The following is a 20,550-nucleotide window of genomic DNA, read 5'->3' on the forward strand; positions in this document are numbered from 1 at the left end:
GGTAGGGGGGATTATCTTTGTAGGATGGTCTTCAGGCCATGGAATCCATGCAAAACGCTGCGGGGCTAAAGCACCCGACTACAGGGTAGGGGGGATTATCTTTGTAGGATGGTCTTCAGGCCATGGAATCCATGCAAAACGCTGCGGGGCTAAAGCACCCGCCTACAGGGTAGGAGGGATTATCTTTGTAGCATGGTTTTCAGGCCATGGGATGATTGCAAAACGCTACGGGCAAAAACACCCGCCTACAGATTAAGCGTATTTATTCTGCCAAACTTCGTTTGCCATGACATCATCTGCTGATTCGATGTGGTCTAACCAAGTCTTTCCAATCAGGTGATCGTATTCGTGTTGGAATATACGTGCCAGAAAGCCTTCAAACAGTCGCTTCTCGATGTCACCATTTTCCGCTAAGTACTCAATTTCAATCCATGTAAAACGTTTTACGTTGCCCCGTAGTCCAGGAACTGACAAGCATCCTTCCCAATCTTTATTTTGTGTCTCACTACTTGCCAATACTTTTGGATTTATCAGAATTAAAGGTTCCATGTGCGGGGCATCGGGATATCGAGCATTGGGTCTTGAAGCTATGATCATTATCGCTCGGGGATCGAATACTTGAGGAGCCGCAATACCAATACCGTTGGCATCTAACATGGTTTGTTTCAAAGCTAGTAAAAACTGAGTCAATTCATTGGTTAACAAATCAGCCGGCGAAACTGCAACAGCTGGTGTTTTTAAAATTGTCTCTCCAACTTGGGCTATTTTCATTTAGGATCAACCTTACCCCAAACCGAATTGGTTTCTTCAGGCGCAGGTTTGGCTTTGTCTTTTTGACTAGTTGCTTGTCGAGGTTTAGTTGGTTTTTGCGGTTTATGAGTTTTAACAACGGGGGTTGTGGCGGTTTTTACTGCATCTGGACGGTATTTAACTACCATTCCTTTAAGTAAGTTGCGCACTACCTGATCACCACTTTCTTTATAATTTCGATGCTCTGCCTTTCTGAACATAGCGTTAAGTTCGCCTTTACTTAAACGAAAATTGGCTAACTTCAATATAGCTAACATATCTTCGTCTCTATAGCTCATGGCAATACGGATTTTACGTAAAATGTCGTTGTTTGAAAGTCGTTCACTGCCTTTTAGAACAACAGGTTCAACACCTTCTTGTTTGCCACGTTTTTGAATAATTAAACCGTCTAGAAACAGACTGAGTATCTTATCTCGACAGAGCATAAACCCCGGCTCGTCTTCTTTTTTCATGAGCATTGATAAGTAGTCTTTTTCCATTTCATAGTTAGCTAAACTAAAAATAGCGATAGTCGCAGTGTCATCTAGTCTGAGCGCATAGCGAAGACGGCGTAAAATATCGTTGTGAATCATAAATAAGGCCAATTTTTGTTGATTAAGGTTATTCTACCTGAAACCGAAAAATAAACATCCTATCGACTGTAATTCGATTAATGCTGATGGATGAAGGTGCGTCGACCAATAACTTTAATGGAATATGTGGAGTTATTCGAGGGAGCAATACAAAAAGCCCTAATCCGAGCTGGGTTGGGGCGACAAAAATTAAATTGCACATTTTTTGTCAGCTAAAGTATAGTAAATTAACTATCTGAATTATAAGGCTTTGATTATGAGTGAGAATAGCCAAACTGAGTTTCGGTTTTTAGCAGAACCGACAGACGTTAATTTTGGTGGGAAAGTACACGGTGGAATGGTGATGAAATGGATCGACCAAGCTTCTTATGCTTGTGCGGCGCAATGGAGTAAACATTATTGTGTGACAGTATCTGCCAATGCTATTCGCTTTATTAAGCCAATTTTGGTTGGTCAAATGGTAACGGTCAGTGTGCGGATTGTTCACACGGGAAGAACCAGTATGCACCTTTATGTGGTGGTTCGTGCCTCGGATCCAAAAGAGGAAGAAGTCACAGTTACTAATCGTTGTTTCATTACCTTTATGGCCATCGATGAGTCTGGCTCCCCAGTGGAAGTGCCGCATTTCACGCCGCAAAGTGAAGAAGAAATCTTGCTTGAGCAAGTCGCTATTAGTGGTAAAGATTTCGCTAAAAAGTTAGATAAGCATTTTGAAGAAATGCTGGGCTGGAAATAGTAATAGTGGCTTAAAAAAGCCACTATTTTAGACTGACACTTAGGGGATAGCGTTAAACAACTACTGGTGAAGTCACACCCATGCGCCCCTTTTTGAGACGTTAGAACGCGTATTTCGCTGAAAACTGTAAGCGGCTCATATCGCCGTCAGCGCCAGTTTCAAGTTCACGTTTTGCATAGGCGTACTCTGCTCCAAAGGTAAGCTCTTTGCTTGGAGAGTAGAGTATATTTGCACGAGCGCTATAAGTCTGCTTGGTGGTGGATGTCCCTGTTAACGCGGTATCATTGTCTGCGCTAAAAATGGAATAGGTAAAGTTACTTCTCCACTGCGGATCCCAAATATGTCTGTAGGCAATACTAAAACCGCTTGAATCAATTGCTTCTAATTCATTATCAGCATTCAAAACTGCACCATTAACAGCATTTAGTGCTAAATAACGCCCCAAACCTTGACCATAATTGGCTGCGATTCGAATGTCGTCTTGGCCAAGATTGAACTTGGCGGTCAAACTAATACCTGCACTGGTTGTTGAGGTATCAATATCATTTTCGCCTTGTTTGTTGACGTAGGATAACTGGCGTAATAGCCCTGCAATTGCAAAGTGCCCCCAATCTCCTTTAAAAGTATATCGTGCTGCCAAATCTGGTACAGGGTTATCGTCAGTGACAATACGAGTACCACCACCTAAAGGTGAAACTGTGGTTTCAGGGTTTTCCAACGAAACTTCAAAGTTTCCCGTTGAGTATTTAACCATGACTTGTCGAACAAATATTGTACCGTCCGTAGAACCGATGAAATCGAGGGTTTCAGGAAGTGCTTTGACATCCATAAAGGTGGTCCATGTCTGCCCAATTAACCAATCGTTATATTTAATAAAAGCGTGTCGTATTCTTGGTTCATAAGAATTACTTACACGTTCATTTCCATCTGGTGTTACTTGGAAGTCAAACTCAAGAACGCCGACAACTTTGTCGCCACTATCCAGATCGGTATTAGTGGTGAACCTAAAACGCGACTGTTTAATATGGGCATCAAATTGAGTCGACTCTTCTTCGCCGCCTACAGGTGTAAGGCTCGGAAGATAGAAGTCTCTACCAATACTACCAGAAGCTAGAGTGCCATCACTATAGCTACTGAACATGGCATCGGCTTTTAAATAGCCGCTAAATTGAACATTTGTTTTGTCTAATAGGTTGGCATTGGTTGCAGTACCATACAAAGTGCCAAGTGCTAGCGTAATTGCTGCTGTAATTTTAGTTTTCATGACTTTTCCTAGTGCAGTTTAATGCTCAGTAAACTTTGCACTAAGATTCACTTTTTACATATAAGCGGATGGTCTATCAGACCATAGTCGTATAGTCTAGAAACTGAATTTTGAATGAATAAAGTGGTAGTTTTTAATTAAGTAAGACCAAAGTCAGCTTCGGTAAGACCAAAGTCGCATTCCACTCTTTAATATTAACGTTACAGTATGTGCAGTTGCTAAAAATTGTGTTGGAGAACCCTATGACAGATACACTTTATCCGGTCCCTGAGACCGCCAAGCTTAATACCCATTTAACCCCTGAATTGCATGCGCAGATGTATCAGCAATCAATAGAATCTCCGGATCAATTTTGGAAGGAGCAAGCGGCAAACTTAGATTGGTTTACTTTTCCAACTAAAATAAAAAATACTTCTTTTGCCAAAGATGACGTTAGCATCAAGTGGTTTGAAGACGGCGAGCTTAACGTCAGCTATAACTGCATAGACCGACATTTACCAGCAAAGGCTAATGATATTGCTATTGTTTGGGAAGGCGATTCGCCAGATACCGACAGCAAAGTTACTTATCAAGAATTACATGACCAAGTGTGTCGTCTTGCCAATGGTATGAAAAAGCTAGGCATTCAAAAAGGTGACCGTGTTGCGCTTTATATGCCAATGGTACCTGAAGCCGCTGTTGCCATGCTGGCATGTACCCGCATTGGTGCTATCCATTCAATTATATTCGGTGGTTTCTCACCTAACGCAATCGCCGATCGAATTAATGATTCAGATGCCAAATTAGTTATTACCGCTGATGAAGGTCGCCGAGGTGGTAACTGTGTACCACTTAAAGTGAATGTAGACGATGCCCTTAAAGATAATCGTTGTCCGAGCATCGAGAACGTTATTGTATTTAAAAATACTGGTAACGATGTTGCTATAGGCGAGAAAGACATTTGGTGGCACGAGTTAACCGCTAAATGTGACGCTCAGTGTGAACCTACTGCAATGAATGCAGAGGACCCTTTATTCATTCTTTATACCTCAGGCTCTACTGGCACTCCTAAAGGCGTTGTGCACACTACAGGTGGTTATTTAGTGTATGCAGCAATGACCCACAAATACGTATTTGACTACCAAGATGGAGAGGTCTATTGGTGTGCGGCTGATGTGGGTTGGATTACTGGACATACTTATATTGTCTATGGACCCCTTGCTAATGGTGCTACAACGTTAATTTTTGAAGGCGTACCAACTTACCCAGATGTGCGTCGAATTTGTCAAATTGTTGATAAGCATGACGTTAACATTCTGTATACCGCGCCCACAGCGATACGTGCGCTCATGGCCCAGGGGCAATTTGCTGCTGAAGGCACTACCGGTGACTCTTTACGATTATTAGGCTCAGTAGGTGAGCCAATTAATCCAGAAGCTTGGACATGGTATTACGAAACCATTGGCCGCAGTCGTTGCCAGATCGTCGACACTTGGTGGCAAACTGAGACGGGAGGCATCATGATGACTCCTTTACCCAGTATTACTGCCCTTAAGCCTGGTGCAGCTTCTATTCCATTCTTTGGCGTTCAACCGGCCTTAGTTGATGGTGAAGGAAATGAACTTAGCGGCGCCACTGAAGGCAATCTGATCATTAAAGACAGTTGGCCTGCCCAAGCAAGAACGGTTTATGGCGATCATCAACGCTTCGTGCAAACTTATTTTAGTACTTATGACAATGCGTACTTTACCGGTGACGGCTGTCGCCGTGATGAAGATGGTTATTATTGGATTACCGGTCGTGTTGACGATGTACTAAATGTATCAGGACACCGTCTTGGTACGGCAGAGATTGAAAGTGCCCTTGTATCTCACGATGCCATCGCTGAAGCTGCAGTAGTAGGTTATCCTCACGATATTAAAGGTCAGGCAATTTATGTGTATGTTACACCGGTAGCGGGTGTAGAAGTAACGGATGAATTAACGGCTGAAATACGTAAGTGGGTACGCACAGAATTGAGTCCTATCGCGGTTCCCGATTTGGTTCAGTGGACCAATGGATTACCTAAGACCCGCTCAGGTAAAATTATGCGCAGAATACTACGTAAAATAGCCGCTAATGAGTATGAGCAACTTGGGGATACATCAACATTAGCTGATCCCAGTGTGGTTGATAGCCTAATTGAACTAAGGTTAAATCGTTAAACTAGTCAATAAAGGGGCAATATTTGCCCCTTTATTACGTTAGTTCGAGATTTTTTGTTGATTTAAGCGTATTGTCCTGATTCAATTGGATCACTTTTTAGACACGCTGATAACACTATGTTCACATTGCTGATTGCTGACGATCATCCTCTCTATCGCGATGCATTGCGTATTGCGTTAAATCTATCTGAACATCAATTAACTATTTTAGAAGCCAGTGACTTAACTCAGACCCTTGATATCATCCAAAATAATGATGTCGATTTGTTGCTATTGGATTTGCATATGCCCGGTAGTAATGATCTATTTGGTTTGATTCACATTCGCAAACTATATCCTGACCTGCCTGTTGCTGTGGTATCCGGACTTGAAGATAAAAACATAGTATCCAAAGTGATTAATACTGGTGCGATGGGCTTCATTCCCAAAACAACGGGTTCAGAAGATATTGCCAATGCTGTTGAAACCATACTTGATGGTGATACTTGGATTCCTAAATCACTGGTCAACGAAATTGATGAAATTGATAGCGAATTTGCCGCTTTAGCCGACAAGGTATCCAGTTTAACCAATGCCCAATACAAGGTACTGTGTTTTATGCGAGACGGTTTATTAAATAAACAAATTGGCTTTGAATTGGATATTGCCGAGGCCACGGTGAAGGCCCACGTGACCGCTTTATTCAAAAAACTTGGCATCAACAATCGTACTCAAGCAGTATTAATTGCATCGCAACTTGAGCTTACGCCTCCGGCTCCTGATCTGTGTCATAAATAAAGTATTCTTTTTCAGTGCCGGAGTGATTCAAAATTGCGTCACACTTTTTATGGAAAAGGATTAATCGCGAAATTTTAGCTAAATGCTACTACAATAGACCGACTTACTGTTTTTGAGTGTAATGATGTCTGCTAAACCTGCTTCAAAACGCATTTATACTGTTGATTTAATGCGCTTTTTTGCCATTGTCTTGATGGTTATTTTCCACTTTATCTATGATCTTAAATTCTTTGGTTGGGTACCTTCAACTATCCCTGATGGCCACGGCTGGCGTGAATTTCGTTATGTCATATTGACCTTGTTTTTCTTATGTGTGGGCTTTTCTTTAGCGGCTGTGCATGGTTCTGGTTTTAAACAGAAGCACTTTATTAAGCGATTTATCCAGCTACTTCTAGCTTCTGCTGCAGTTACTATCTCATCGTTAATAATGGCACCAAATAATTGGATCTTTTTTGGTGTGTTACATTTCATCGCCATAGCCAGTGTAATCTGCGTACCTCTTGCTCGGTTTCCCTACGCCGCTCTTTTCGCTGGAGTCATCATAATAGCGGCATTCAACTTAGGTTGGGTAAGCAGTATTTGGCCATTTCAGCCGATACGTCACTTACTGCCGGGCTACACGAACGACTACGTAGGATTGTTCCCTTGGACGGGCGTGGTGTTTATTGGTATTTGGTTATGTTATCAACAGTGGTTCTTAAACGATCCTGCGCACAGATTTGCGCGCAGTAAAATCGTCTTATTTGCCAGTAAACACAGCCTCATTATCTACCTTATTCATCAGCCAATTATGTTTGCAATATTTGGCCTTATTGGGGTGTTCTGGCAAGCCTAAAGCTATTCAATAAAGCCCGTAATTTCGCAGGTTTAACGGGTTTACTTAAATAACTAATATTTTGTTTTTTACATAAATCTATTATTTCCGTCTGTTGATTTGCGGTCACTAGTACAGCATGCAAATTCTCACCGTATTGGCTACGAAGTGCGGCAATAACATCGATACCATTTGCATTATTTGCTAAGTGATAATCAACCAGTATGACATCTGGTATACGCGAGTTTAAGTGGGTTATCGCTTGTGTAAGATCTAATGCCGTGATGACATTTACTTGCCATTTGTTCAATACGGTTTGCATGGCATCTAGGTTTTCGTCTTTATCATCAATGCACAAGACTTGCATATCCTTCAAACCCGTATTGTTGGTCGACGTGTTTTCCGGTTGTTGTGAATGTGATTGACCTTGCGGAATATCAAAGCTAAAACAACTTCCCTTATTCGGTGTAGAACGAACACTTACATCAATGGCCAATTTACTGGACATTCTGGATACCACCCCTAAACCTAAGCCAACGCCGTGCTGAGGGCTTCCATCGACCCGATAAAAGTCGTTAAAAATTCTATTTTGTTCTGACGCAGAAATGCCAATTCCGGTATCCCAAACTTGAATTGAAATACGTCCATTTCGTTTTCTGGCGCTTAACAGTACTTTGCCTTTTTTAGTGTATTTCACTGCATTTGAAAGCAAGTTTTGTACAATTCGATACAGGTGAGTTTTATCAGTATTGACCCAATAGGGTGGAATTTGAGTGCGCAGTTGCAACCCTTTTTGCTCGGCCTTCATGGCGAACTCGTCTATCAATGAACTCAATAACTTAGGCAGTAGTACATCTTCTAGGGTTAATTTCATTTCGCCTTGATCGAGCCTAGCTATATCTAACAAAGTAGCAATTAGGGTTTCGCTGGAGTTCACACTATCACTAAGTTTTTGCAAAATTTCTTTGGCTTCAATGTCCACATCAATTTCACCCAAGGCTGACAAATATAACTTCGCGGCGTTTAAGGGTTGCAATACATCATGGCTAGCCAAGGCGAGAAAACGGGTTTTACTAGCATTGGCATCTTCTGCTGCTTTTCGCGCTTGTACTAAATCCTCTTCTAATTGCGCTCTTCGTTCTATTTCACTGCGCAGTTCGGCATTAATTGCTTGGACTTCTTCGCCTCTTTTCTCAATTCGACGCTCTAAGTTTATTTTTGATTCTTCCAACGCTTTTTGAATCTCAATATGGGCGGTAATATCGTTGAAACTGGTAACAAATCCGCCGCCAGGAAGAGGGTTTCCCACCATTTCAATCATTCTACCGTCGCTGCGTTGACGAATAAATTTATGGGGATGACCAGCTTTTAAGTGAGCTACTCGCTTTTGCACTAGAGCATCAACTTCACCTACTCCGCACTCGCCTCGCTGGGCGTTATAACGCACTAAATCTTCGATGGGGGTACCCACATTGACAAGGTCCGCGGGGTAATTAAATAGTTCAAGATAGCGCCGATTCCAAGCAACCATATTGAGATTTTTATCGATAACACTGATGCCTTGATCTAAACTTTCAATTGAGGTGAATAAAGCAGTGGTGTTGAATTGAATTGCTTGGGTTGTGTCATCGAAAAAATTAACCACTTCTTCAAAATCTAACTTTTTACCGCCCAGGGCACTATCGATGAGGGCTTTGGCACTTGATGCACCTAACGCACCACCAAGTGCTCGTTCACAATATTCTAGAAATTCATGATCTGGAGATTGGTGGTCTTGTAGCTTTATTTTGGAACGATTCTCAAAATCCTCCATCAAGATTTCTACTCTGGACTCTCCAAGAAAAGTCGACAATAAAGTGGACAGGTCACCAATAGTGGCGGTTTTGCGCTGTTTTTTGGTCTCTTCAATGATTTCTTCTCTGGGGGAAACAAAGGCTTGCGATTGAATTCGATCGACCAATCTATCTTGAGCGAAGTGAGAAAACAGCAAATAACAACTTGTGTTGGCTAACAAACTGACCATCGCTGCCACACTAATCACTTCTGATTGCAGTTGGGTGGTGTTGACTTCGTTTAACATGGGGAACATAAGCCACATTACCCAAGTTATAAAACCGGCCAGCAAACCGGCGTAAACGCCATGGGCGTGACCTTTTTTCCAGTACAGTCCACCTAAAATAGCGGGTAATAGTTGCACGACTAATGAGAACGCCACTAAGCCAATTGAGAGGAGTGAACGGCTCCCGGTCATTTGTTGATGGTAAAAGTAGGCAAGGCCGATCAAGGTTGCGATCACTAACCGTCTGACTAATAAGATGGTCTTAGCGTAATTAAACTGTGGCGCGTTGTGGTTTTGGCGAGACAGCATTTTAGGCAAAATTACGTCATTGGTCACCATAGTACTTAACGTCAAAGTGGCAATAATGATCATTGCCATTGCGGCGGATAATCCACCTGTGAAGACCAGAATTTTAACCAATAAAGAGTCCGACAATATGGCTAAACTTAATACATAAGTATCGGGTTCTTGTGCTCCTATGAGGGTTTGTCCTGCTGCTGCAATGATAGGGATAACAGCTGCGGTTAAAGCTAAGTACAGTGGGAATAAAACCCGTGCGGTTTTAAGGTGAGATAACTTTAAATTGTCCACTACTGCCACATGAAATTGTCTGGGTAAACAAATAATGGCGGCGGCAGACATGAGTGTTTGAGCAAAAAATGGCAGGGTATAGAACTGCGCGGTGGAGTTGAATTTTGACAGTGCGTCACCAAATTCTTGGGGTTTGTCGGCGACCGCCCAGAAATAAGCCAAAGAAGCCACCACGATTAATGCGATGAGTTTAACACTGGATTCGAAAGCAATCGCTAGCATTAAGCCCCGTCGATACTCAGTCACATCAGAGTGTTGAGTTCCAAAATAAATTGCAAAAAATGCAATGAAAACAGAGGCAATTAACACAATCACTTCACTGTGTTCTTGTTCGGTAATTAATTGAAACGCAGAGCCAATGGCTTTGAGTTGTAAAGCCATATAGGGAATGGTTGCTAAAAGCGCGATAAAGGTGACTAACAAGGCGACAGTTTGACGCTTGCCGTAACGGGAGGAAATAAAGTCAGCAATGGTCGTAATATTTTGTCTTTTACTAACCAAAATTAACTTATAAATAAAGCGATAACCAAAAAGATAAACCAGTATTGGCCCTAGCAAAATCGCAATATATTGCCATTGATTACGAGATGCTTCTCCCACCATGCCAAAGAATGTCCAAGCTGAACAATAAATTGCCAAAGCCAAAGAATACACTATTGGATGCGAAGTGATCGCACGGGCCAAAGGTGTGTTTCTATCTCCCCAACGAGCTATCCAAAATAACCCAGTTAGATAAATTAAGGCTAATAAAACCCAACCCAATGTCATTTAATTCTGTACCTAAAACACTATCGATATTAGTAATTTAGCACACTTTTGAAAAATTAATTGTTGTACTACGACCATAGTCTCATTTCACTACTAGTAATACATGGATAGATTAGAAAACGTTCGGAATGGCAGTCATTCTGATTTGAAAAATTCAAGGCTTTGGTCGGCACCAGTTTTTGCGTATGTGCCATTCCAAGGTTAATTGCCAGACTAAAAGCATGAGGAAACGAGCATGGCGTTTAAAACAGAAGAAGATAAAAAAGCCTATTGGCGAGACAATCTCTCGTTAATGTTAAAACTGCTGATTGTATGGTTTGTTGTATCGTTTGGATTCGGCATTCTGCTAGTTGATGTACTAAATGAAGTGAGATTTTTCGGCTTCAAACTTGGGTTCTGGTTCGCACAGCAAGGTGCAATTTACGTATTTGTGGCGTTGATTTTTGTCTACGTTCGTCAAATGAATATTTTAGATAAACGCTACGGCGTAGACGAAGAGTAGGAGAGCTCAGATGGACGTACAAATTTTAACTTTTATCATAGTCGGTGCTTCATTTTTACTTTATATCGGCATCGCAGTATGGGCTAGAGCTGGCTCAACACAAGAGTTTTATGTTGCTGGAGGCGGGGTACATCCCATTGCTAACGGTATGGCTACAGCCGCCGATTGGATGTCAGCCGCTTCGTTTATATCAATGGCCGGTTTGATCTCATTTATGGGATATGACGGTGCAGTTTACTTACTCGGATGGACTGGTGGTTACGTACTACTTGCCCTTTGTCTTGCACCCTATTTGCGTAAGTTCGGCAAATTTACAGTGCCAGATTTTATCGGAGACAGATACTACTCTCAAACGGCTAGAACGGTAGCGGTAATCTGTGCCATCTTTGTTTGTTTCACTTACGTAGCTGGACAGATGCGTGGTGTTGGGGTGGTATTCAGTCGCTTCCTTGAAGTGGATATTGTTTCTGGTGTAATTATTGGAATGGCAATCGTATTCTTCTATACCGTATTAGGTGGTATGAAAGGCATTACCTATACTCAAGTCGCACAGTATTGTGTACTTATCTTTGCATATCTTGTCCCTACCATCTTTATTTCAATGATAGTAACAGGTCACATTTTACCGCAAACAGGATTTGGAGCGACACTCGCTGATGGTTCGGGGGTGTATATGCTAGACAAACTCGATGGACTCTCCCTAGAGTTAGGGTTCAACGAGTATACATCGGGTACCAAAAGTATGATTGATGTATTCTGTATCACTGCCGCGTTAATGGTCGGTACAGCTGGATTACCGCACGTTATTGTTCGTTTCTTTACCGTTCCTAAAGTTCGTGATGCTCGTTACAGTGCTGGTTGGGCATTGGCTTTTATCGCAATTCTTTATACTACAGCTCCTTCTTTAGCATCCTTTGGTCGAGTCAATATGATCGAAACCATTAACGGTACTGATCAAATGGGCACTAACTATAGTGAAGCCCCTAGTTGGATTACTAACTGGGAAAAAACGGGTTTGATAGTTTGGGATGATAAAAACAACGACGGTAAAATGTTTTACTCAGGTGATGAACGCAATGAAATGGACGTGGACCGTGACATCATGGTTATGGCCAATCCAGAAATTGCAAACCTTCCTGCATGGGTAATTGCTTTGGTTGCCGCAGGTGGTGTAGCCGCAGCACTTTCGACTTCAGCAGGTCTGCTTTTGGTAATCTCGACCTCAGTTTCCCATGATTTATTGAAACGAAACTTGATGCCGGATATTACCGATAGAAAAGAACTGTTTTATGCACGCTTAGCAGCAGGTGTAGCCATATGTATTGCTGGATACTTCGGGATTAACCCACCCGGATTCGTAGCACAGGTGGTCGCCTTCGCGTTCGGTCTTGCAGCTTCGTCCTTCTTCCCTGCTATTATTATGGGAATATTCATGAAGCGAATGAACGACAAGGGCGCAATTGCAGGTATGTTGGCAGGTATCACATTCACTACTGCTTACATTATCTACTTTAAATTTGTAAACCCAGCGGCAAATGTACCTGAGAATTGGTTATTTAAAATCTCACCAGAAGGAATCGGTACTATAGGTATGTTAGTTAACTTCGCTGTGGCATTAGTTGTATTGAAATTCACTGGCGATTCGCCAGAAGAGATTCAGCAACTAGTAGAAGATATTCGTTATCCGAAAGGATCAGGAGAAGCTTCTGCTCACTAAGTGAGACGGGTAAAACTCAAGATGAATTAAGCCCGATTGAAATCGGGCTTTTTTATTTTAAATTTAACAGTAAATTAAACCTAAAATTGGAGAGTAAAGTGACTAGCATTCCTCAACAATCGCTGGACTTCTTAAAAGCTTCTGCTCCTTTTGACCAGCTACCCGCTGAGAAGATCACTGCATTGGCAAAGCATATTACCGTTGCTTATTTGACCCAGGAAAATGCCAAGCAAATATTGACGGACAGAGATAATAATCTGTTTTTAATTAGTAGCGGCCAATTTACCGTTAAAGACTCCAACGAGGTTGAGCAAAATTTAAGTGAAGGTGACTTTTTTGGGGTTGGGAATTTACTTAATAAGTTGCACCATGCTATTGATATCAAAGTTGATAGTGCGGGTTTACTTTACTGCTTTCCGGCCGAACAGTTTGATATTTTATGTAATGAAAATCCGGCGGTGGCTAAGTTCTTTGAAACTTATCATTCAGACCAACTTTATAATGATGCCGTGTCAGATTCTAAATCTATGTGGTTGTATAAACCTATTAGCGAAGTCATCTCTGAGCGCGTAATCAGTAGTGATACAGATACCTCTATTTTAATTGCGACGCAACAAATGTCTGAAGCCAGTATTTCTTCATTATTGATCACCGAGGGTGACAAGTTAGTTGGCATTTTAACTGATAGAGACATTAGGAATAGGGTTGTTTCAAAGGAGGTAAGTGTTCACTTACCAGTGTCTGAGGTTATGACTAAAGAGCCTTTCAAGATCACTGAAAACAGAACTCTTTTTGATGCTTTATGCATGATGACTGAGCACAATATTCATCATCTTCCGGTTGTTGATAGGATAACTCACATTCCGTTAGGAATGTTAACTTCCAGCGATATGATTCGTCATCAACGAGGCAACATCTTATTTTTAATTGATGAATTGGCAAAGGCCAAAAATCTCTACGAACTCACTCGTCTTAGTTGGCAATTGCCGCATTATTTTGCCAAACATGCTAAACGCTTAGGTGATTTTGATGTGGCTGGCAAAGTGCTGTCTCAAGCCACTGATATTATGACTCGAAAGTTACTGACCTTTTACCAACAACAAAATGGTAACCCGCCATTTGATTTTTGCTGGCTGGTTTATGGCTCTCAAGCTCGTGAAGACCAAAATATGGGGTCAGATCAAGACAATGGGTTATTGTTGGAGCGACGACCTAATCCTCAGGAAGATGAGTACTTTGCGCAGATGTCACAATATGTGTGTGAAGGTTTAGGCAAATGTGGAATTAAACTCTGCGATGGTAACATTATGGCATCTAATTCAGAGTTGCGGATGAGTGTCGAAGATGCCGTGATAGAATCTGAAAAGTGGGTGAATCAACCTACTTTAGAGGCCATTTTACATTTTAATATCTTTTTAGATGTGCGCGCTGTTGCGGGCAATAAAGACTTGTTTGCAGCGCTTCAAGCGGCCCGAAAACCCTTGTTAAAACAGCCATTATTTCTGTCTGCTTTGGCGCGACATGCAGCAGAAGTTGCTGTGCCCTTATCCGTGTTTCAAAAATTTGTGTTCCAAAAAGGTCATCAACCTGAAGATTGCATAGACTTAAAAGTGCATGCCATTGCTATCATTAATAACCTAGTGCGAATCTATGCGTTAGCAAAAGGATTAGAAATGCCATCCACTTTAGGAAGGCTAGATAACCTAAAAGAAGGTTCGCAACTCACTGAAAGTGATGGCAATGACTTACGAGATATTTGGTTGTTTCTGAATCGGTTGCGATGGCGTCACCAGTTACAAAATAGCGTGACGAATAATTATGTCTCCATAAGTGACTTATCATCTATTCAACGTCACCAATTAAAAGCCGCGTTTAAAACCATTAAGAGAAGTCAGCAAGGTGTTTCAATGAAATTTGCTGGTGGTTAATGGACACGCTGCGGTTTAGGTTAAAGAAAAGCGTTGAATAATAAAAAATACAGTTGAGCATGGCTAAACAGTCGACAAAATAGGATTAGTAATCAATGTGGCAAACACTGAAAAATTGGTTCGTACCCAAATCAACTATTCCAGAACATTTTCGACATGTGCCTTGGCAACAAATTCCATTTTTGTCGATTGATTTAGAGCTCACCTCACTTGACGCAAAAGAGTCCAATATATTGTCGGTTGGCTGGGTGGAAGGGAAAAAAAGTAGCATTGCATTACGCAGTTGTTATTACAAAGTGATTGCCACAAAAGCTTCTTTGAATCAAAGTCCTGTTATTCATGGTTTGTTGGATGAACATATTGCCCAAGGTGAGCCAGTAAAAGTTGTACTTGAGAAACTAAAACATTATGCCCAATCCCATGTGTGGGTGTTTCATAATACTAATTTAGATATGTCAGTGCTGAACAAGGTTTTTGCAAAACTAGGAATCCCGTTACCGGCAATCGTTACCTTGGATACATTGCAAATAGCCCTCTATCAAATACGTAAATCCAATCACGTGCCAGCGCCTAATGCTGCGACACTGACATCATGTCGACAGCGGCATAATTTACCTTTAGCTCCGGCGCATAATGCGTTAGATGATGCAGTGGCGACCATGGAATTGTTGTTTGCACAGTTAAGTCAGCTAGATCGTAAAGGCAAAGAACCCTTATCAGCCCTAACCGGAACAGGTGCTTTGAAAGTGTTTAAAGCGACCTCATCCACAGCGCGGGGCTAAAGCAGCCGCCTACAAATCCAACAACGTAGCATGGCCTTTAGGCCATGGAATATCTCAAGCACATTGCGCGGCAAAAGCACCCGCCTACAAATCCAACAACGTAGCATGGCCTTTAGGCCATGGAATATCTCAAACACATTACGAGGCTAAAACAGCCGCCTACAAATCCAATAACGTAGCATTGCCTTTAGGCCATGGAATATCTCAAGCACATTGCGAGGCTAAAGCAGCCGCCTACAGGGCTTTCTTGGTGGGCATGACGACGTTGGCAAAAATTAATCCTGCCACTAACGACATTAAAATTAAAAATGTTTCCTGACCGATATGATCTGCCTTAATAAAGTCCTGTCCGGAAATAAAGGAGTTCAAACCTATATACGTTTTTGAACCAGGTACTAACACAATCAAACCATGCATAGCAACAATAGTCGAAGGCGCATTCATGACTCTGGAAAATAAGTTTGAAAAGACCCCTAAAGCAAATGCGCCGACGAATGCACCTAATCCATTCTCTAAATAGGCAGAGCTCCATGTGGAAGCGCCGTATGCGATAAACGTCGATACAATAGCCCAAGGTACATGCTTCAAGCGGGTGCGAAATATCGCTACCAGACCTATACTTAACAGCAGTACCCCTAACCAGTTAACCCAAAAGGGTAAGGTATCGGCAACTTGCAATTCTTGTTGACCAAAGAGCTGGTAACCAAGGGTGATACCGATAAATGCGCCGAAATACAATTTGAATAATTGCATAATGGCATCCATCACTCTTGCGGTCCCAGAAACTAAGTTACGCGAGGATAATTCTGCAAGTCCAATAGTTAAGGACAGTCCTGGAACTAAAATAATCAGCGATGACAAAATTATCAGCCATATATTGAACCCTGACTCAAAATAATAATTAATTGCACAGGCGGAAAAACCAACCGTAAAAGACGCCACTGACTCTAACATTAGGTTGACGCGTTTTGAGCGTAGTGCCCAAAGTGTCCAGAAATAGACAATCACACCCAATACACCAGACCATAAAATTTCCGGCCAACCAGCCCCCATTAGCATAGCAAAGGCACTGGTTGAAGTACCAAAAGCTACCCCTGTAAGCGTTTTGTTGTAGGGGCTTTGCATAGTATCAATTTGATCCAAACGTTTGTCCGCATCTTGCAGGTTAATTTCACCTTTTAATAATTGATAAGCTAGTTCATCTGTCAGTGATAACGAATTCATATCCAATTCACCGGGATCAATTCGCGCGGCGTGGTTATATTCTTCTTCGTGTCGGTCGCTCCACAACACTATTGACAATGAAGTCGGGGTAGATATAAACGAAGCGTTTACACCTAAGTGCGCAGCAACTTCACTCAAATACGCTTCAAGTCGAAACGAAGGCGAGCCATATTTATGCAACATTTTGCCTAATTTGAGTATAAATCTGCGTATCTGGATAAATTCCGACTTGTCCACTGCTTTGCCACTTAAACCTTTAGGTTACGAGTATTTTAAAAATACTCAATTGAATCAATATCATAACTAACTTTTGTTAGGCTATGCTTAACTAATTCGCAAATTGTAGAGCCTACAAAGTTCCAACGCAATGGACATTTATTGTACTCTTCGGATAAAAAAAACTAATGCATAGCTAGTCAACTTAGCTTACAGGATAGGTAGGCAAATTAAGATCAAGCTGGCAATCCAAATGGTTTCCATTATGAGTAATAAGATAGGTTTAGTTCCTACTTCAACTAATTGTTTTAAATTGGATTTCATTCCAATTGCAGCGATAGAAACGACTAATGCAAAGCGTGAAATATGAGACGCCGATTCTGTGACAGCAGAGGGGATTGAAAACACGCTATTGATGATCATCAGTACAACAAAAATAATCAGAAAACCGGGAATTCCAGGTGCTTTATTGGTACCAACACGTTTAAGTCTTAATTTTAAAACCAGCAGAATAGCAATTACCACAGGCATCAAAAATGCGACTCGTACTAGTTTTGTTAGCGTGGCCAGGTCACCGCTTTGTTCAGACACCGAATATCCCGCTCCAACTACCTGGGCCACATCATGAATGGTAGCGCCTAAAAAAATACCGGTTTGTATCTGATCTAAATTAAATTGCGAGGCAATAATAGGGTAGAGAATCATCGAAAGTGTAGACAGCGCAGTGACACCAATTATGGTCAATAAAGTATCACGATCTTTGTGTTTGCTGTCTGGTAGTACAGCGGCGATGGCCATGGCTGCTGACGCACCACAAATACCTACGGCACCGCCTGTTAACACTCCAAAACGTTTTTGCATACCCAATAATCGGGCTAAAACCGTGCCGATTAAAATGGTCGTTACAATCGCGACAATTAACAATAACGCAGTTTTCCAGCCTAATGCCACTAGATCGCCAAAAGCGATGCGAAACCCAAGCATAGCGACGCCAAATCGCAATATATGGGTGGCAGTAAACTCAATGCCTGCTTTGCATTGAGATTCCTCATATAGGAATGACAATGCAATCCCTAACAGCAACGCAAATAACATTGAGGGGGCACCATAATGTTCGCTTAAAAATAGTGCGGCTAAACCAACTATTGTGGCCAGCATCACACCTGGTATCAAGGCTTTTAGTTTGTACATAAGAAGGGGGTTAGTTGGTTATTTGCGATCAAAATAAACTACTTCTAATTAGTGAGAGTTGCGACTAACGATTAGCACCATAAGATAGCATTTTTTGGACGTTTAAAGCCATCGAATTGTAGTAATAGCGTATCGATAGGTTCACATTTTGGATGTTAAGAATATCTATGAAAAGTTGTTTTTTGGGCATGTTAGGGTGGGGTGAATGGCCATTTATTGGGGATGAAAAATGTGGCTAAAATCGATTTTTGTACTATGGTTAAAGTAAGTTTTTGGAGTTATTTATGAAACTTTTTTTAATATTATGTACCACATTAATTGTTATGACTGGTTGTCAAACTACCACCAATCAGATGGTTATCGAGTCTCGCCATTTATTGAATGATAATGCGTTTCCAGATTATCAAGAAATAAAAATTGAAAGTGAAGAGGAGATTTTTGCACTAGACCAAGAGGCCAAAGATTTCATTCAAAAGCAGGTTGCAATTGTTAAAGATCCTGTTGATAGAATGGAAACCTTGGTGCGCCTGATATTTGACCGCTCAGAGTTTAATTTGTTGTATATGGGAAGTGCCAATACCGTGGCCAAAGAAACCTTCCAGCGCCGCGCTGCTAATTGTCTTTCGATGTCTATTATGACTTATGCATTAGCAAAAGAAGCTGGGTTCTCGGTACGTTTTCAAGATGTTCAAATTCCAGAATATTGGACCAGAAGAGCTGGGTATAGCTTACTAAATGGCCACATTAACTTAATGATCATGCCTCGTGAGCCTGGCGTAATTCATCTAATTAATACCGGTCTACAAGTGGATTTTGACCCGCAAAACCCACAAAAGAGCTTTCCGAAACAGATGGTCACTAAACAAGCCGTGACTTCGATGTTTTACAACAATAAAGGCGCAGATGCGTTGCTTTCCAAATCTTATACAAAAGCATATGCGTATTTCAAAAAAGCCGCTATTTTATCTCCCAACTTTATATCTACATGGATAAACCTTGGTATTCTCTATCGTCTAGTGGGCGATTATGAATCTGCCGAGAGCGTTTACCTGTATGCTCTTCAATTAGATGAAGACAACCTAACTGGTTGGGAAAATTTAGCCTTTTTATATGAAGTTACCGGCCGCTCGGAAAAAGCGTCTGCAATTGTGAATCGCATCGAAAGAGTGAGAAGTGATAATCCTTTTCATCATTTTATTCAAGGTGAACAATCATTTGAAAATGGTGAATTTGAGTTGGCTTTAAAACATTATAGAGATGCCTTGAGGTTAGATAAAAGTAAACACGAAATTTATTTCGGATTGGCAAAAGCCTATTATGAACTAGGAGATGTACGTCGCAGTCAATTGTATTTTAAAAAAGCTAAAGACCGCGCACGTAGTCATCAAGACCAAGAACGTTACCAAGGGAAATTGGATTTACTCAGCCGTGATGATAGTAAAAAACACTAAGTTAATTGCAAGCTTGAGCTTGCTGTGGCCATTGATTAGTTACGCAGATTGCAACCAATTTGAGTTAACCCATAATATCGATGGCGAGCGTTTATGGAAGGACTTTAGCTACTTAGCATCAGATGAAATGCAAGGACGTAAAAATCAGTCCTCTGGTTCTAAACTCGCTCAACAGTTTTTAGTCAATCGATTCTCTGAAATAGGATTGAAATCTTTTTCAGAGGATCAAAAATATCGACTGCCTTTTCGCTATGAAACAACTTTCTCACACATTGATGGTGTGAATATTGGCGGCTACCTTATGGGCAGAACTCATCCGCAACAATTCATTGTCATAAGTGCGCATTATGATCACATTGGAACGCGCGGTACAAAAGTTTTTAATGGTGCTGATGACAACGCTTCTGGCGTTTCGGCAATGTTGGCGATAGCAGACAAAATTGCTCAGCAAGGATCTGAATATTCGATCATTTTTCTGGCCACCGATGCCGAAGAAAAAGGCCTATATGGCTCTAAAGCATTTGTACAAAATCCGCCCGTTGAACTGCGCCAAATTAAGTACAACCTTAATTTAGATATGCTCTCGCAGAATCAAGGCAAAAATCGATTGTACGTTTCTGGTGCACGATATCATTCACCATTTAAGAAGGTTGTAGCCCAAGCAATTGATGAGGCAGGGTTGTGCTTAGTTAATCAACACAGAAGAAACCAACGAGGCTATTCAATGGCAATGGGTTCAGATTGGCGCAAAGCCAGCGACCATGCTTCGTTTGGTAAAGTAGACATTCCCTATTTGTTCGTAGGTGTGAGCGAGCACGCTTTTTATCATACTGAAAAAGACACGGTAGAAACCGTTGATCCTGAATTTTTTCAAGCTGCTGTAGAGACGAGTTTTAACATCTTGAGATTAATGGATAAATTACCAGAATAGAAAACGGCACAAAAAAAGGCACTTAACCTGAAAA

The 20,550-nt window shown here is 41.4% G+C and carries 17 protein-coding genes; 11 read left to right on the plus strand and 6 right to left on the minus strand.

The features are described from left to right. A partial coding sequence (locus Q4567_RS14675) for a hypothetical protein (RefSeq protein WP_303500883.1) occupies positions 1 to 256 on the plus strand: 256 nt, incomplete at its 5' end. Here Q4567_RS14675 and def read toward each other — a convergent pair. Both def and Q4567_RS14685 read right to left on the minus strand, forming a co-directional pair. After that, a complete protein-coding gene (def, locus tag Q4567_RS14680; RefSeq protein WP_216047612.1) occupies positions 253 to 771 on the minus strand; it encodes a peptide deformylase in 519 nt (172 codons plus the stop codon). The genes Q4567_RS14675 and def overlap by 4 nt on opposite strands. Next, complete coding sequence (locus Q4567_RS14685; RefSeq protein ID WP_303500884.1) at positions 768 to 1,382, minus strand: DUF1456 family protein; 615 nt, start codon at positions 1,380 to 1,382, stop codon at positions 768 to 770. The genes def and Q4567_RS14685 overlap by 4 nt, the downstream gene beginning before the upstream one ends. A gap of 256 nt (positions 1,383 to 1,638) precedes the next feature. Between Q4567_RS14685 and Q4567_RS14690 the strand changes: the two genes are divergently transcribed. Further along, positions 1,639 to 2,118 (plus strand): acyl-CoA thioesterase, encoded by a 480-nt coding sequence (locus Q4567_RS14690; RefSeq protein ID WP_216047610.1) that lies wholly within the window; start codon positions 1,639 to 1,641, stop codon positions 2,116 to 2,118. A gap of 100 nt (positions 2,119 to 2,218) precedes the next feature. On the opposite strand, the gene Q4567_RS14695 is transcribed toward Q4567_RS14690, so the two are convergent. After that, positions 2,219 to 3,382 carry a DcaP family trimeric outer membrane transporter gene (locus Q4567_RS14695; protein WP_216047609.1) on the minus strand — a complete coding sequence of 388 codons (1,164 nt, stop codon included), beginning with the start codon at positions 3,380 to 3,382 and terminating at the stop codon, positions 2,219 to 2,221. Positions 3,383 to 3,624: 242 nt separating this feature from the next. Here Q4567_RS14695 and acs point away from each other — a divergent pair, with 242 nt between their 5' ends. From acs to Q4567_RS14710, 3 genes are all read left to right on the plus strand, one after another. Further along, positions 3,625 to 5,565: an acetate--CoA ligase gene (gene acs / locus Q4567_RS14700; protein WP_216047608.1), complete on the plus strand. Its 1,941-nt coding sequence runs from the start codon at positions 3,625 to 3,627 to the stop codon at positions 5,563 to 5,565. Positions 5,566 to 5,682: 117 nt separating this feature from the next. Continuing rightward, complete coding sequence (locus Q4567_RS14705) at positions 5,683 to 6,342, plus strand: response regulator transcription factor (protein WP_216047607.1); 660 nt, start codon at positions 5,683 to 5,685, stop codon at positions 6,340 to 6,342. 121 nt (positions 6,343 to 6,463) lie between these two features. Next, positions 6,464 to 7,177 (plus strand): heparan-alpha-glucosaminide N-acetyltransferase, encoded by a 714-nt coding sequence (locus tag Q4567_RS14710; protein WP_252728930.1) that lies wholly within the window; start codon positions 6,464 to 6,466, stop codon positions 7,175 to 7,177. Here the strand turns inward: Q4567_RS14710 and Q4567_RS14715 are convergent. Next, positions 7,152 to 10,574: a PAS domain-containing hybrid sensor histidine kinase/response regulator gene (locus Q4567_RS14715; protein WP_216047606.1), complete on the minus strand. Its 3,423-nt coding sequence runs from the start codon at positions 10,572 to 10,574 to the stop codon at positions 7,152 to 7,154. The two genes, Q4567_RS14710 and Q4567_RS14715, sit on opposite strands and share 26 nt — an antisense overlap. A gap of 235 nt (positions 10,575 to 10,809) precedes the next feature. Here Q4567_RS14715 and Q4567_RS14720 point away from each other — a divergent pair, with 235 nt between their 5' ends. From Q4567_RS14720 to Q4567_RS14735, 4 genes are all read left to right on the plus strand, one after another. Continuing rightward, positions 10,810 to 11,076 carry a DUF4212 domain-containing protein gene (locus Q4567_RS14720; protein ID WP_216047605.1) on the plus strand — a complete coding sequence of 89 codons (267 nt, stop codon included), beginning with the start codon at positions 10,810 to 10,812 and terminating at the stop codon, positions 11,074 to 11,076. 10 nt (positions 11,077 to 11,086) lie between these two features. Continuing rightward, the gene (locus tag Q4567_RS14725) at positions 11,087 to 12,793 is read left to right on the plus strand and encodes a sodium:solute symporter family protein (protein ID WP_216047604.1); all 1,707 of its coding nucleotides are present in this window, start codon (positions 11,087 to 11,089) and stop codon (positions 12,791 to 12,793) included. Positions 12,794 to 12,891: 98 nt separating this feature from the next. Further along, complete coding sequence (locus Q4567_RS14730) at positions 12,892 to 14,721, plus strand: putative nucleotidyltransferase substrate binding domain-containing protein (RefSeq protein WP_303500888.1); 1,830 nt, start codon at positions 12,892 to 12,894, stop codon at positions 14,719 to 14,721. A 95-nt stretch (positions 14,722 to 14,816) separates the two neighbouring features. Continuing rightward, on the plus strand, positions 14,817 to 15,503 hold the full coding sequence (locus tag Q4567_RS14735; protein WP_216047602.1) for a 3'-5' exonuclease: 687 nt from the start codon (positions 14,817 to 14,819) through the stop codon (positions 15,501 to 15,503). A 234-nt stretch (positions 15,504 to 15,737) separates the two neighbouring features. Here Q4567_RS14735 and Q4567_RS14740 read toward each other — a convergent pair whose 3' ends face one another. Both Q4567_RS14740 and Q4567_RS14745 read right to left on the minus strand, forming a co-directional pair. Further along, a complete protein-coding gene (locus tag Q4567_RS14740; RefSeq protein ID WP_216047600.1) occupies positions 15,738 to 16,964 on the minus strand; it encodes a threonine/serine exporter ThrE family protein in 1,227 nt (408 codons plus the stop codon). Positions 16,965 to 17,153: 189 nt separating this feature from the next. Continuing rightward, positions 17,154 to 18,134, minus strand: a complete 981-nt coding sequence (locus Q4567_RS14745) for a YeiH family protein (RefSeq protein WP_303500889.1) — start codon at positions 18,132 to 18,134, stop codon at positions 17,154 to 17,156. Positions 18,135 to 18,418: 284 nt separating this feature from the next. Here Q4567_RS14745 and Q4567_RS14750 point away from each other — a divergent pair, with 284 nt between their 5' ends. Beyond that, on the plus strand, positions 18,419 to 19,585 hold the full coding sequence (locus Q4567_RS14750) for a tetratricopeptide repeat protein (RefSeq protein ID WP_216047598.1): 1,167 nt from the start codon (positions 18,419 to 18,421) through the stop codon (positions 19,583 to 19,585). Then, on the plus strand, positions 19,566 to 20,516 hold the full coding sequence (locus tag Q4567_RS14755; RefSeq protein WP_303500930.1) for a M28 family peptidase: 951 nt from the start codon (positions 19,566 to 19,568) through the stop codon (positions 20,514 to 20,516). The genes Q4567_RS14750 and Q4567_RS14755 overlap by 20 nt, the downstream gene beginning before the upstream one ends. Positions 20,517 to 20,550: the final 34 nt, after the last annotated feature.

The sequence above is a fragment of the Aliiglaciecola sp. 2_MG-2023 genome, assembly GCF_030548145.1.
GTDB lineage: Bacteria > Pseudomonadota > Gammaproteobacteria > Enterobacterales > Alteromonadaceae > Aliiglaciecola > Aliiglaciecola lipolytica_A.

Coding starts and splice junctions, on each gene's coding strand:
- Q4567_RS14755 (WP_303500930.1), top strand. CDS start 19,566: ATGATAGTAAAAAACACTAAGTTAATTGCAAGCTTGAGCTTGCTGTGG.
- Q4567_RS14715 (WP_216047606.1), bottom strand. CDS start 10,574: ATGACATTGGGTTGGGTTTTATTAGCCTTAATTTATCTAACTGGGTTA.
- Q4567_RS14710 (WP_252728930.1), top strand. CDS start 6,464: ATGATGTCTGCTAAACCTGCTTCAAAACGCATTTATACTGTTGATTTA.
- Q4567_RS14735 (WP_216047602.1), top strand. CDS start 14,817: ATGTGGCAAACACTGAAAAATTGGTTCGTACCCAAATCAACTATTCCA.
- Q4567_RS14745 (WP_303500889.1), bottom strand. CDS start 18,134: ATGTACAAACTAAAAGCCTTGATACCAGGTGTGATGCTGGCCACAATA.
- def (WP_216047612.1), bottom strand. CDS start 771: ATGAAAATAGCCCAAGTTGGAGAGACAATTTTAAAAACACCAGCTGTT.
- Q4567_RS14720 (WP_216047605.1), top strand. CDS start 10,810: ATGGCGTTTAAAACAGAAGAAGATAAAAAAGCCTATTGGCGAGACAAT.
- Q4567_RS14705 (WP_216047607.1), top strand. CDS start 5,683: ATGTTCACATTGCTGATTGCTGACGATCATCCTCTCTATCGCGATGCA.
- Q4567_RS14750 (WP_216047598.1), top strand. CDS start 18,419: ATGAAACTTTTTTTAATATTATGTACCACATTAATTGTTATGACTGGT.
- Q4567_RS14695 (WP_216047609.1), bottom strand. CDS start 3,382: ATGAAAACTAAAATTACAGCAGCAATTACGCTAGCACTTGGCACTTTG.
- Q4567_RS14725 (WP_216047604.1), top strand. CDS start 11,087: ATGGACGTACAAATTTTAACTTTTATCATAGTCGGTGCTTCATTTTTA.
- Q4567_RS14685 (WP_303500884.1), bottom strand. CDS start 1,382: ATGATTCACAACGATATTTTACGCCGTCTTCGCTATGCGCTCAGACTA.
- acs (WP_216047608.1), top strand. CDS start 3,625: ATGACAGATACACTTTATCCGGTCCCTGAGACCGCCAAGCTTAATACC.
- Q4567_RS14690 (WP_216047610.1), top strand. CDS start 1,639: ATGAGTGAGAATAGCCAAACTGAGTTTCGGTTTTTAGCAGAACCGACA.